Here is a 14,208-nt window from a genome sequence, read left to right on the forward strand (position 1 = left end):
CAAGGAGTAGAAACTTCAATTATGAAGAAGGAAATAAAAACTTCACATATAAATGGAGTGTTAAATGTCTTCAAAAATAAAGGAATGTCTTCTTTTGATGTAGTTAGAAAGATAAAATTTTTAGCTAATGAAAAAAAAGTTGGACATACTGGTACCTTGGATCCTGAAGCAACTGGAGTTCTTCCAGTTTGCCTTGGAAAAGCTACTAAAACTATAGATTATATTATGAATAGCAGAAAAGTATATAATGTTAAATTATTACTTGGAACTAAAACAACTACGTATGATTTAGAAGGTGAAGTAGTAGAAACAAGAGAAACAGAACTTCTTACAGAAGATGAGGTTTCAAAAGTTGTATTATCTTTTATTGGAGAATACGATCAAGTTCCACCAATGTATTCTGCACTTAAGAAAAATGGAGTAAGGCTTTATGATTTAGCTAGGCAAGGTATTGAAATAGAAAGAGAAGCTAGAAGAATTAATATATTTAATATATCTGACTTGAAAATTGATTTGCCATATGTAGATATGACAGTAACTTGTTCAAAAGGAACGTACATAAGAAGTTTATGTTATGATATTGGTGAGAAACTAAATGTAGGCGGAACTATGGCAGCATTAAATAGATCTGAAACATCAATTTTTAAACAAGAAGATAGTGTTAATATAGAAGATTTAACTAAAGAAAATATACAAGATTATATAATAACGATTGAAGAAGCTCTTTCATTTTATCCTAAAATCACGGTAAACAGTTCATTTACCAAATTACTAGTAAATGGAGTTAAAGTGTTTGACATGCGATTAACAAATGAGAAGAGAGAAAAAAATGTTTTGTATAGGGTATATGATAGTGAAGAAATTTTCATAGGTATTGGAAAACAATATGATGAAGGCTTTAAAATTGAAAAATTGTTGCTTTAGGCATATTTTACTTGTTATTTTACATGCCTGATATGCTTTGATTTAGGAGTAAAGACATGATTATTATAGATAAAGATTTAAAAGATATTCAAAATTCTAATAATTATATAGCTCTTGGAAGTTTTGACGGACTCCATATTGGGCATCTTTCTTTAATATATAAAGTAGTAGAAGTTGCAAAAAAAAATAATGGGAAAAGTATGGTTTTTACATTTAAAAATCATCCTAGAACTTTTATAAATAAAGAAGAGGCGCCAAAACTTTTGATGGATAATAATAGAAAAGCTGAAATTCTAAAAATCCATAAAGTAGATATAGTTTGTTTTCAAGAATTTAATTTTAAATTTATGAAAATGACACCTAAAGAATTCATAGAGTTTTTGGTGTTTCAGTACAATGTAAAGGGATTTGTTGTGGGATTTAATTATAAATTCGGATATAAAAACCTAGGTGATGTAGAGCTTTTAAGAAAACTACAAAATGAATATGGATATGAATTATATGTTATGGAGCCATGTACATATAAGACTCAGGTTATAAGTAGCACTAGAATAAGGAAAGCTTTAGAAGATGGAGAAGTTTTAGATGCAAGTAAAATGCTTGATTTACCGTATACATTAAGTGGAGAAGTTATTCATGGAAAGCAACTTGGAAGAACCATAGGTTTTCCAACAGCAAATTTAAAATATAATCAAAACTTTATATTGCCTAAAATTGGTGTATATTATACCAATATAAAGGTAAATAATAATATATATAAGTCAATTACATCTGTAGGGAATAATCCTACAGTAGATGGCAAAGCTTTAACAATAGAAACATATATATTAGAATTCGATAAAGATATATATGGAGAAAAAATAGATATAAGTTTTATAAAAAAAATTCGAGATGAAAAAAAATTCAATAGCTTAGAAGAGCTAAAAGATCAACTTCAAAAGGATAAATCTTTTGCACAAGACGAGAATTACATGTCGAGTTTAATAATATAGTTTACAATAATAGTTACTTTTGATATAATAACACATAGAACCTAATTCTAAGTTTTAAGGTGCCATCTTTTTACTTGGAACTAGGGGATAATTAATATAATACACGGAGGTGCACTTATAATGGATAAGGCAAGAAAATTAGAATTAATCAAACAATTTGGAAGAAGTGAAGGGGACACTGGTTCACCAGAAGTTCAAGTAGCATTACTTACTGAAAGAATCAAATCTTTAACTGAACATTTAAAGATTCACAAAAAAGATCACCATTCAAGAAGAGGACTATTAATGATGGTTGGTCAAAGAAGAGGTCTTTTAAACTATTTAAGCGATCAAGATATCGAAAGATACAGAACTTTAATCAAAGAATTAGGTTTAAGAAGATAATTTTTAGAGCGGAGTTTTCCGCTCTATTATTTTAAAAATATACACATATAAAAAGAGTGCGCAGCACAACTAGGAACTTTTCACATATAAAAAAGCGCGTAAGCGCAATTAAGAATATTTCACATATAAAAAGAGTGCGCAGCACAACCAGGAACTTATTAAGCGAAATCAATAACTTTTCGCCTATAAAATATAAGTATAAAAATGAGATGAACCTAAAGGGAGGTCACAAATTATGAATAACGTTCTAACGACTGAAATCGCTGGAAGAGTATTGAAAGTTGAATTCGGAAAAGTAGGTATGTTATCAAATGCAGCAACATTTACTAGCTATGGTGACACAGTAATTTTAACTAATGTCAATGCATCAGAACAGCCAAGACAAGGAATAGATTTCTTTCCTCTAAGTGTTGAATACGAAGAGAGATTATATGCAGTAGGTAAAATTCCTGGTGGATTTATTAAGAGAGAAGCAAGACCATCAGAAAGAGCTATATTGAATGGTAGAGCTGTTGATAGAACTCTAAGACCTCTATTTCCTAAGGGATACAGAAATGATGTTCAAGTAGTTAATACAATAGTATCTGTTGAAAACGACAACTTGCCAGAAATATTAGCTATTAATGCAGCATCACTTGCACTATGCCTTTCAAGTATTCCATATACAATTCCAGCTGCTGCAGTTCAAGTAGGAATTATAGATGGTAAATTTGTTACGAATCCGGATACTGAAGGACGTGAAAAGAGTACTCTTTTTCTAACAGTATGTGCTACAAAAGAAAGAGTAATGATGGTTGAAGCTGGTGGAGATGAAATACCAGAAGATATCATGATAGATGCTATTAAATATGGATTCGATGAATGTCAAAAAATCATTGCGTTTCAAGAAGAAGCTGTAGCTAAATTTGGAAAGAAAAAGGATGTACCAGTATTATATACTGTAGATCCAGAACTTGAAAAAGATATTAAAGATTTTGCTCAAGATATGGTTAAAGAAGCAATGTATATCATGGAGAAAGATCCAAGAAATGCAGCTATAGATGCAGTAAATGAAAAAGTTAATGAAGAATTTGGCGAAAAATATGCTGACAAATCAGGGGATATAAAAGAAGTTCTTTACACAATGCAAAAGAAAGTTGTAAGAAACATGCTTTTAAAGGAGAAGAGAAGACCTGATGGAAGAGCATTTGATCAAGTTAGACCTTTAGGTTGTGAAGTAGGTATTTTACCTAGAACACATGGTACAGGATTATTTACAAGAGGATTAACTCAAGTAATGACTGTTGCAACACTTGGATCAATTAGCGAAATTCAAATATTAGATGGAATAGATGAAACGAAATCTAAAAGATATATGCATCACTATAATTTCCCAGGATATAGTGTTGGAGAAGTAAAACCTTTAAGAGGACCTGGTAGACGTGAAATTGGTCATGGAGCATTAGCAGAAAGAGCTCTTTTACCTTTACTTCCATCAGAAGAAGAATTCCCATATACAATTAGACTAGTATCAGAAGTTTTAAGTTCAAATGGATCAACTTCTCAAGCATCAGTTTGTGGTTCAACACTAGCATTATTAGATGCAGGTGTACCTCTTAAAAGACCAGTTGCAGGTATCGCAATGGGATTAATCACATCAGATGACTTATCAGAAGAAGCAGTAATAACTGATATTCAAGGAATAGAAGATTTCTTTGGAGATATGGACTTTAAGGTAGCAGGAACAACAGAAGGTATAACATCAATTCAAGTTGATACTAAGCTTCATGGCTTCAGTTTTAATGTAGTAGAAAATGCAATTCGCGATGCTAGAAAAGCAAGACTTACTATAATTGATAAAATAAATGAATGTATGAATGCACCTAGAGAAGATGTTTCATTATATGCACCAAAGACTCAAACAATGAACATAAATCCAGATAAGATAAGAGATGTAATTGGCGCTGGTGGTAAGGTTATTAATAAGATAATACAAGATACAGGTGTTAAAATTGATATAAAAGAAGATGGAACTGTATTTGTAAGTTCAACTGATCACGAAGGTGTTACAAAAGCACTTAAGATAATAGAAGCTTTAACTAAAGAGTTTAAGGCTGGAGAAGTTTATTTGGGAAAAGTTACTAAAATAACTACTTTTGGAGCATTTGTTGAAATTTTACCTGGAAAAGAAGGCTTAGTTCATATTTCTAAGTTAGCTAAGGAAAGAGTAAATAAAGTAGAAGATGTAGTATCTATTGGAGATGAAATTTTAGTTAAGGTTACAGAAGTTGATGGCCAAGGCAGAATAAATCTTTCAAGAAAAGATGCTCTAGAAGAACAAGAAAATAAAGATGAGAAATAAAGGCAATTAATTGCCTTTTTTTTTACTAAGAAGGAGGGCAAATAAAACATGTATAATACATATACCCTTAAAAATGGATTGAGAGTAGTCACTGAAAAAATAGAATATTTAAATTCTATTAGTGTTGGAGTTATGGTTCAAAATGGTTCAAGAAATGAAAGTTTAGAGGTTAATGGAATATCGCATTTCATTGAGCATATGCTATTCAAAGGAACTGATAAAAGAACTTCTAAAGGTATTATGGAAGAAATAGAAAATGTAGGTGGACAAATTAATGCTTTTACAAGTAAAGAAGCTACTTGTTATTATATTAAGGCATTAGATACTCATTTGGATTTATCATTAGATGTACTTTCAGATATAATGTTAAATGCAAAATTTGATTCAGAAGAAATAGAAAAAGAAAAAGGTGTAGTAATTGAAGAGATTAATATGAGCGATGATTCACCAGAAGATGTATTAGATGATGTACATTCTAAAGCTTCATTTGGAGAAGGCTCACTTGGATATCCAATTCTTGGGACTATACCTTTGGTAAAATCTTTTACTAGAGAGAAAATACTGAATTTTATCAGTGAAAAGTATACTCCTTATAATTCTGTAATATCAGTTTGTGGTAAATTTGATGAAAAAGAATTAGAAGATTTAATCAATAAATACTTTGGTTCTTGGGAAAATAAAAATCAATATAAACCAGAATATAATGAAGCAATAATACATATTGATTCTGCATATGCTAAAAAAGAAATTGAGCAACTTCATATTTCTTTAGGTTTAGAGGGATTACCTTATGGCGATGAAAATAATTATGCACTAGTACTTCTTAATAATATATTTGGAAGTGGAGCATCATCAATTCTTTTTCAAAAGGTAAGAGAAGAATTAGGGTTATGTTATTCTATAACATCATATTTACAACCATTTCAAGGTGTTGGTACATTAAATATATATGCAGGTTTAAATAGAAATTATGGAGAGAAAGCTTTAGAAGTTATAGATAAAGAAATTTCTTTATTTAGTAAAAATGGAATAACTGATAGACAACTCGAGATAAATAAGGAAAAAATTAAAGCTAATTATATTTTAGGACTAGAAAGTACTAGTTCAAGAATGTTTTCCAATGCAAAAACATATCTTTTTAGAAATAAGATAAAGAGCCAAGAAGAAGTTATAAAAAAGATAGATGATATAAGTAAAGATAATATTCAGTATGTTTTAGATAGATGCTTCAAAAAGGGAGTTTTAAATACTGCTTATGTTGGGCAAGACGTAGAATATGATAAATTAGATTCTATAATTTTAAAAAACGCCAAGGCTTATGATAACTCTAAAAATAATAAGAAGTTTAAGCTATAAAAAATAATGTAATAATACACCTCCTTTATTCATATTATTTTATGAGTGCTAAAGGAGGTTTTTATTATGAGTGAAGAAAATAAAATCAAGTATTTGAGTGATATAGAAAGATATGAACTTATAAATATTAATGATGGAGAAAAGTATGATTATCTATTAAATAATGATTTAATAATAGATGATGAAGGAAATTTCAAATATTTAATAGTTAATTTAAGTGGAGGAAAGTTTAATTTTTTTAGTAGTAAAGATTTTTTGGAAATTCCATGGGAGTGTGTGAAAAAGATTGGGGCTAAAACTATTATATTAGATGCAGATGATGAAGTGATAAAAAAGGTTAAGCTATAATTAGGAGGAAAAAACAGTGAAAATAATTGTACAAAAATTTGGAGGAACTTCAGTATCAACTGATGAAAGTAGAAAACAAGTCATAGAAAAGGTTAAAAATGCAATTAAGGATGGATATAGTCCTGTTTTAGTAGTATCTGCAATGGGAAGAAAAGGTGAACCATATGCTACAGATACATTATTATCATTAATAGATGATAAATTTAAAAATACAAATAAATTAGCTCAAGATTTACTTATGTGTTGTGGAGAAACTATAAGTTCGGTTGTTATGAGTAGCGATTTATATAGTGCTGGAATCGATGCTATGCCACTTACTGGTGGGCAAGCAGGAATATTAACTGATAACAATTTTACAGATGCCACTTGTATTGAAGTAAAACCGGATAAGATTTTAGAATTAGTGTCACAAGGAAGAGTTCCTGTAATAACAGGATTTCAAGGGATTACAGAAAATGGATATTTAACTACATTAGGTAGAGGTGGAAGCGATACTACAGCTTCTATTTTAGGAGTTGCACTTAAAGCTTCAGCTATTGAAATATATACTGATGTAGATGGAATTATGACAGCTGATCCAAGAATAGTTGAAAATGCTAATTTAATTGATGTAATAAGTTATAATGAAGTATTTCAACTAGCTGATAAAGGTGCTACTGTAATTCATCCAAAGGCTGTAGAAATTGCAATGGAAGGCAATATTCCTATATTAATAAAGAATACTATGAGTGATTGCAAAGGAACCTTAATAAATAATTTTGGTGATAAAGGCAAGGATAGAATTATGACTGGAATTACCAGCCAAAAGAATAGGGTTCAAGTTTCTATTAAAGCCTATGAAAACAAAGAAAATGTTAAATATAAAAATGTTTTAGATTTAGCTGCAGCAAATAAAATCAGTTTAGATTTAATAAATATATTTCCAAGTGAACAAATTTTTACTATAACTGAAAAAGATAAAAATACTTTAATAGAAATTTTAAATAATGCTAAATTGAAATATAATTTGATAGAAGAATGTAGCAAAGTGGCTGTTATTGGATCAAGAATGAAGGGCATACCAGGTGTTATGGCGAAGATAATAAAGGCCTTAAGTGACAGTAATATCGAAGTGCTGCAAACTGCAGATTCGCATATGACAATTTGGTGTTTAGTTCACTCTAAGAATGAAAAAGAGGCAATAAATGTTTTACATAAAACTTTTAAGCTTTAATATAGATACCCATAGTGGAAATCATATGTAGGTGTTAATCCATAGAAATTGAATACATGTTTATAACCACAAGGGTCACAATGTTCCAGCGGATTAAGAAAATTTCGCTGGAAACTTATTTATTATAAATAAGTTTGTAACATTAATTTCATTAAATTATCTGTCTGCTCATCTTCACCCAATTTGAAAATATGTGTATCAAATTTTTCAAATCCTTGCTTTTCATAAAATTTTATCGCATTAATGTTGTTTTCCCATACGCCTAACCAAATGTAAGTTATACTACTATTTTTTCCGATTTCTATAGCTTTTTGTATTAATCTTTTGCCAATATGCTTACCTTTAAATTCTTGTAATATATAAATTCTTTGAACTTCTAATGTGTTATGATGCTCTGTCTCTGTTTGCGCTTTGTCAAAATTAAGTTTCATATATGCAACTACGTCTTTGTTATTTTCAACTATGTAAAATCTTGAACCATTATTTTTAATTTCACTCTCTAACTGCCCATAAGAAAAGTTTTCTTTTAGATAATTTTCCATATCTTCTTTTGTATTCTCATTAGAAAATGTTTCATAAAATGTTTTTTCACTTATGTATTTAAGTTTTTCTATATCTTCTAAACTACATTCTTTAATTAAAAAATTCTTCATAAATTTCATTCCTCCAACTATATATATTAAATTAATTTTATAATAAAATATAGAAATTTGCCATTATATAATTTAATGTGTCGTAATAAATTACCGCTACGTAGTTATCTATTATTGGTTATTAGATTATGTTTCATATTATGCAATTATATCATAATTCACCAAATATCTTATGCGATATATTAATTTTATATTTGAAAAATCTTTTGTTTTGCTATATGAATGTATTTCATTGATTTAAAACATAGCCATAAATTAAAACCATGAATAAAATAATTCCTACTGTACAAAATAAAAGTATATAGAGGAGGAATTATTTTATGGATAAAAATATTTTTAAGAGCGAAGATTCAGAAAGAGAAAAAAATAAATCGGAAGTACAAGATAAAATAGAAAATGTTAAGGAACTTGGAAATACAGATTTAACAAATCCAAATAAAAAAATTCAAGTTTTATCTATAATTGGTCAAATTGAAGGACATTCAGTTCTTCCACCACAAACAAAAGCCACCAAATATGAACACATTATACCTCAGTTAATAGATATTGAACAAAATGATGAAGTTAAGGGGTTACTCATAGTATTAAATACTGTTGGAGGCGATGTAGAGGCTGGTCTTGCTATATCGGAAATGATTCGTAGTATGTCTAAAGCCACAGTCTCTATAGTGATTGGTGGGGGACATTCTATCGGTGTGCCCCTTGCAACATCTTCAGATTTTTCATTTATTACTCCATCTGCAACTATGATAGTTCATCCGGTGAGAATGAATGGATTTGTAATTGGAGTATCTCAAACATTTGAATATTTTAAAAAGATGCAAGAGAGAGTAAATGAATTTATAGTAAGAACATCAAATATAAAGCAAGAAACTTTAGAAAAGCTTATGTTACAAACAGATGATTTACTTAATGATGTGGGTACAATGCTAATTGGGAAGCAGGCAGTAGACTGTGGACTGATTGACAAAGTTGGGGGAATACATGATGCTTTAGATAAACTTAATGAACTTATAGAAAAATAAGAAAATCGGTTATAGAAAAAATCTATAGCCGATTTTTGTTTTTAGTGTTATCTTATTAAAGGAGAATAAACGTTTGATTTTACTAAATATACGTTGAAGTAAGTATATTTAATAAAAATAGAGGATAATAATTATTTAATGTAGAATAAAAAATATGAGGTGATTTAAGTTGGCTAGGACTAAAGGCAAAAATAGCACTGTGAAAAGCAAAAAAGATGACAATACAATAAATCCGGATATAGTAGGAATAGTGTATATTGCAACAGGAATAATACTTGGAATAGCAATATATACATCTTTAGCTGGAATATTATCATCTTTAGCACAAAGAATATCGTATACAGTAATTGGTATAGGTGCAAATGTATTGCCTATTTATTTAATATATTTTGGATTTGAATATATAAAGACAAGAGGGAATATTAAGTTGAATAAGAAATTTTTTGGAATAAGCATATTAGTAGTTGTTATTACGTTAATATTTGGAATTATAAATATTCAAGGCTTAGATAATCCAATTAATTTTTTTGAAAACATAAAATGGATAATTAGTGATAATACTATAACTGTCCATGGAGGAATAATATCATATCTTATATGTTATCCACTTTATAAAATGGTAGGAGTATTAGGAACATATATAATTCTCCTTGCTTTTTCAATAATAGCTGTTATTTTAATCTTTGATATTACTTTATATGATTTAGGTATAAAGGCATATAACAAAGGAGAAAAAATAAGAAATAATAGAAATAAAAAGATGAAAGAAAGAGAAAAAAACTCGGAGAAAAAAACTCGTGAAAACTTCATAAACATAGTAGAAAAAGATGAAAGTGAAGAAAAAAACAAAATTGAAAAAGAAGCATTTTTATCTGGAGTTAATAAAAAAATAAAAATTTTAGATTTTATGAAGGATTCGAATGAGGAAGAAGAAACTCTGCCACAGTTAAAAGCTGAAATTTCATCAGATATTCAAATAGATAATTTCTTAGAAAAGACAGGACAAAATCATACCCGTAAAAAAGAGAATTTAGATAATGAAGTTAAAGATGTGGTTAATAAAGAGATACAAGAACATATGTCTGAGCATAAAGAGGTAAAAGAGTATAAACATCCTGCTATAGAATTATTAAAATTAAATGCTAATACAAAACTTAATAGTACGGATAAAAAAGAGTTGATAGAAAATGCAAATAAACTTGAAGAGATATTATCGAATTTTGGCGTTGATGCAAAGGTGACTCAAGTAACTAAAGGTCCGTCTGTTACAAGATTTGAACTTCAACCAAGTCCAGGAGTTAAAGTTAGTAAAATTGTAAACTTATCAGATGATATAGCACTAGGACTTGCGGCTTCAGGAATAAGAATAGAAGCTCCAATTCCAGGAAAAGCAGCAGTTGGTATAGAAGTTCCAAATGGAAAACAAACTCCTGTATTTTTAAGAGAAGTATTAGAAAATGATGAATTCATTAATTCTAAGAAAAAGTTAGCATTTGCACTTGGAAAAGATATTTCTGGCAAATGTGTTGTGGGAGATTTAAGCAAAATGCCACACACATTAATTGCAGGGGCAACTGGTTCAGGCAAGAGTGTATGTATAAATTCACTTATAATAAGTTTACTGTATAAATATAATCCTGATGAGGTTAAACTTCTTATGGTTGATCCTAAAGTTGTTGAATTAAATGTTTATAATGGAATACCACATCTTCTAATTCCTGTTGTAACAGATCCTAAAAAGGCAGCGGCAGCTTTAAATTGGGCAGTAAATGAAATGACCAATAGATACAAGCTTTTTGCAGATTGCGGAGTTAGAAACATGGAATCTTATAACGAATTATTTAATAAAGGAATTATAGAACAAAAGATTCCTTATATAGTTATAATCGTAGATGAGCTTGCTGACCTAATGATGGTATGTCCAAATGATGTGGAAGATTATATTGGAAGATTAGCTCAAATGGCAAGAGCTGCTGGTATGCATTTGGTTATAGCAACTCAAAGACCATCAGTAGATGTAATAACAGGAGTTATTAAAGCTAATATACCATCTAGAATATCCTTTGCTGTTTCATCTCAAATAGATTCAAGAACCATTTTAGATGGATCAGGTGCAGAAAAACTTCTTGGAAAAGGAGATATGCTATATTATCCTGTTGGAGAAAGCAAACCTCTTAGAGTTCAAGGTTGTTTTATATCTGAAGAAGAAGTAGAACAAGTTGTTTCATTTATTAAAAGTGAACAGGGTGATAGTAATTATGAAGAAGATATAATTGATCACATTAATAGTGCGACAGATTCGAAATCATCAGAGTCAGGTCAAAATAATGATGATGTAGATGAATTACTTAATGAGGTAATAAATGCGGTAATAGAGTATGGTCAAGCATCAACTTCATTTATTCAAAGAAAATTTAGAATAGGATTTAATAGAGCTTCTAGAATCATGGATCAATTAGAAGAAAGAGGAATTATATCTGAAAAGGATGGAAGTAGACCAAGACAAGTGCTTATTACAAGGCAACAACTTTTAGATGATAATAATGAAAATAATTAAGGTATTTTTAAATTGCTTTTAAAAATGTATAAATTCAAATAAAATTTGAAATTAAATTAAAATTTATGTTAATTTTAAAAAATAAGTTTACGAAATGTTCAAAAAATAACAAATTGGAAGCTTGTCTATTTTATATATTAATTTGATAAGTTCACTTATAGCTTGCTATGAGTGGAACTTGCTACATTACATAAAAAAAAGAGTGGCATAATGTACATTAAGGGATAATGTATATCAAAGGGGCATTTTAGATTAAGATAAAATATATAGAGTATATATTCACTATAATTTTATTTTTTTGTACTTAAAGTCCAATAATTAAATGATTTTTATGTAATGTAATAGTATATATTGCAATAGTAGCTTGTAAAATATAGTTTTAATTTGTTATAATTAGAACTATTAGAATACAGGAGGATATAAAGACTTGAGTGAGAATAAAATAGAAATAATAAATGTAAAAGAAAAACACAATACTATATCAAATAAATATAAAGTAGGAATGGTTAGTTTAGGCTGTGATAAAAACAGAGTTGATTCAGAAATAATATTAGGTAGGATGAGCAGTGAATATGAAATAACAAGCAATCCTAAAGATGCAGATATAATTATTGTAAACACATGTGGATTCATAGAAAGTGCCAAGCAAGAATCTATTGATACAATACTCGAAATGGCAAATTATAAAATTAATTATAAATGTAAACTACTTATAGCAACAGGATGTCTTACTCAAAGGTATGGGGAAGAATTAAGAAATTTAATACCTGAAATAGATATAATGCTTGGAGTTAATGATTATAATAAAATAAATGAATTTATAACAGATTTTATAGAGGGAAATAGAATTGCTTCAGAACTTTTAAATTACTCTGATGAAAATATTAATGAAGGAAAAAGAATTCTTACAACTCAAAAAGAAAGTGCGTATATTAGAATAGCTGAGGGATGTAATAATTTTTGCACATATTGTATAATTCCTAAAATAAGAGGGAAATTTAGAAGCAGAAAAATGGAAAATATTATAAATGAAGCTAAAGATTTAAGCGAAAGTGGAGTTAAAGAAATAATACTTATAGCTCAAGATACCACTTTATATGGCAGTGATATTTATGAAAAGAAAAGTCTTCATCTATTACTTAGAGAGTTATCTAAGGTTGAAGGAATTAAGTGGATTAGAGTGCTTTATTGCTATCCAGAAGAGATATATGATGAACTTATAGATGAAATTGCAAGTAATGAAAAAGTTGTAAAGTACTTAGATTTACCAATTCAACATATAAGTAATAATATTTTAAAGCTTATGGGAAGAAAAACAAGTAAGCAAGATATAATAAATAAAATAAACAAATTAAGAGAAAAAATTTCAGGAATTATATTAAGAACAACTTTTATAGTTGGATTTCCGAAAGAAACTGAAGAAGATTTTAATGAAATTATTGATTTTATCGAAGAATATAAGCTTGATAAAGTAGGAGTGTTTACATATTCTCAAGAAGAAGATACTCCAGCGGCAATAATGGAAGGACAGATAATAGAAGAAGTCAAGAAAAAAAGAGAAGAAAAATTAATGTTAGTACAAAAGGGTATATCAGAACAAATAAATAAATTGAAAATTGGAAAGTTATATGATATTCTTGTTGAGGGATATAATGGTAAGTGTTACTATGGAAGAAGCTACGAAATGGCTCCTGATATAGATGCAAGTGTATTATTTGAATCATCGAAAAAGATAGAAGTTGGTGAATTTATAAAGGTCAAAATAATTGAGAATATGGATTACGATTTAGTGGGAGTTGTTGTTGATGAATCTTGCAAATAAGTTAACCTTAATTAGAATATTTTTAGTTCCTGTATTTTTGTTATTTATAGCTACGAAAGATATTCCATATGGAAGTTTTATAGCTACTTTCATATTTATCTTAGCGTCAATAACTGATAAGTTAGATGGATATGTTGCTAGAAGCAGAAATCAAATAACTAACTTTGGAAAATTCATGGATCCCTTAGCAGATAAATTATTAGTTACTACAGCATTAATTTCATTAGTTGAATTACATGTAGTACCAGCATGGGCAGTAGTTGTTATAATTGCACGTGAATTTGCTGTTTCTGGATTAAGATCAATAGCAGCAGCACAAGGTAGAGTTATTGCTGCAAGTTGGTGGGGAAAAATTAAGACTGTAATACAAATAATAGCTATAATTTTATTGCTATTGAAAGTAAATATACATGATTCAATAGATCTAAGACATTTTGTGGCTGATAATTATTATTTAAGGGAATTTTTTGTAATAGTTCCAACTATTATGCTTATGGCTGCAGTTATTATAACTTTAATTTCAGGTTATGATTATTTTAAAAAAAATAAGGAAGCTGTGTCTATTGATAAATAAAATAAATGAATGGAAAATT

General features: G+C 28.7%; 12 protein-coding genes. 11 read left to right on the forward strand and 1 reads right to left on the reverse strand.

The window, feature by feature from the left end; all coding sequences use genetic code 11:
- The first annotated feature begins 48 nt into the window (after window positions 1-48).
- The 7 genes from DIC82_10190 (at window position 49) to DIC82_10220 (ending at window position 7,558) form a co-directional block, all read left to right on the forward strand.
- Window positions 49-924 (forward strand): tRNA pseudouridine(55) synthase TruB, encoded by an 876-nt coding sequence (locus tag DIC82_10190; GenBank protein ID AWK53067.1) that lies wholly within the window; start codon window positions 49-51, stop codon window positions 922-924.
- 56 nt (window positions 925-980) lie between these two features.
- Complete coding sequence (locus tag DIC82_10195; GenBank protein AWK51374.1) at window positions 981-1,916, forward strand: bifunctional riboflavin kinase/FAD synthetase; 936 nt, start codon at window positions 981-983, stop codon at window positions 1,914-1,916.
- A gap of 120 nt (window positions 1,917-2,036) precedes the next feature.
- Window positions 2,037-2,300 carry a 30S ribosomal protein S15 gene (locus tag DIC82_10200; protein ID AWK51375.1) on the forward strand — a complete coding sequence of 88 codons (264 nt, stop codon included), beginning with the start codon at window positions 2,037-2,039 and terminating at the stop codon, window positions 2,298-2,300.
- 235 nt (window positions 2,301-2,535) lie between these two features.
- Window positions 2,536-4,641, forward strand: a complete 2,106-nt coding sequence (locus DIC82_10205; GenBank protein AWK51376.1) for a polyribonucleotide nucleotidyltransferase — start codon at window positions 2,536-2,538, stop codon at window positions 4,639-4,641.
- Window positions 4,642-4,689: 48 nt separating this feature from the next.
- Window positions 4,690-5,997 carry a peptidase M16 gene (locus DIC82_10210; protein AWK51377.1) on the forward strand — a complete coding sequence of 436 codons (1,308 nt, stop codon included), beginning with the start codon at window positions 4,690-4,692 and terminating at the stop codon, window positions 5,995-5,997.
- A gap of 66 nt (window positions 5,998-6,063) precedes the next feature.
- A complete protein-coding gene (locus tag DIC82_10215; GenBank protein ID AWK51378.1) occupies window positions 6,064-6,345 on the forward strand; it encodes a YlmC/YmxH family sporulation protein in 282 nt (93 codons plus the stop codon).
- 16 nt (window positions 6,346-6,361) lie between these two features.
- Complete coding sequence (locus DIC82_10220) at window positions 6,362-7,558, forward strand: aspartate kinase (GenBank protein AWK51379.1); 1,197 nt, start codon at window positions 6,362-6,364, stop codon at window positions 7,556-7,558.
- Between the two features lie 122 nt (window positions 7,559-7,680).
- Here the strand turns inward: DIC82_10220 and DIC82_10225 are convergent, their stop codons facing one another.
- A complete protein-coding gene (locus DIC82_10225) occupies window positions 7,681-8,211 on the reverse strand; it encodes a GNAT family N-acetyltransferase (protein AWK51380.1) in 531 nt (176 codons plus the stop codon).
- Window positions 8,212-8,531: 320 nt separating this feature from the next.
- On the opposite strand from DIC82_10225, the gene DIC82_10230 reads away from it, so the two are divergent.
- The 4 genes from DIC82_10230 to pgsA all read left to right on the forward strand — a co-directional run bounded on the left by DIC82_10230 (window position 8,532) and on the right by pgsA (window position 14,189).
- Entirely contained in the window at window positions 8,532-9,236 is a 705-nt protein-coding gene (locus DIC82_10230; GenBank protein AWK51381.1) for a Clp protease, read from the forward strand.
- Window positions 9,237-9,405: 169 nt separating this feature from the next.
- Window positions 9,406-11,793: a cell division protein FtsK gene (locus tag DIC82_10235; protein ID AWK51382.1), complete on the forward strand. Its 2,388-nt coding sequence runs from the start codon at window positions 9,406-9,408 to the stop codon at window positions 11,791-11,793.
- Window positions 11,794-12,220: 427 nt separating this feature from the next.
- Window positions 12,221-13,615 (forward strand): 30S ribosomal protein S12 methylthiotransferase RimO, encoded by a 1,395-nt coding sequence (gene rimO / locus DIC82_10240; GenBank protein AWK51383.1) that lies wholly within the window; start codon window positions 12,221-12,223, stop codon window positions 13,613-13,615.
- Window positions 13,599-14,189, forward strand: a complete 591-nt coding sequence (gene pgsA / locus DIC82_10245) for a CDP-diacylglycerol--glycerol-3-phosphate 3-phosphatidyltransferase (protein ID AWK51384.1) — start codon at window positions 13,599-13,601, stop codon at window positions 14,187-14,189. Before rimO ends, pgsA begins: the two co-directional genes overlap by 17 nt.
- Window positions 14,190-14,208: the final 19 nt, after the last annotated feature.

It is taken from the genome of Clostridium beijerinckii (assembly GCA_003129525.1).
GTDB classification, from domain to species: domain Bacteria; phylum Bacillota; class Clostridia; order Clostridiales; family Clostridiaceae; genus Clostridium; species Clostridium beijerinckii_D.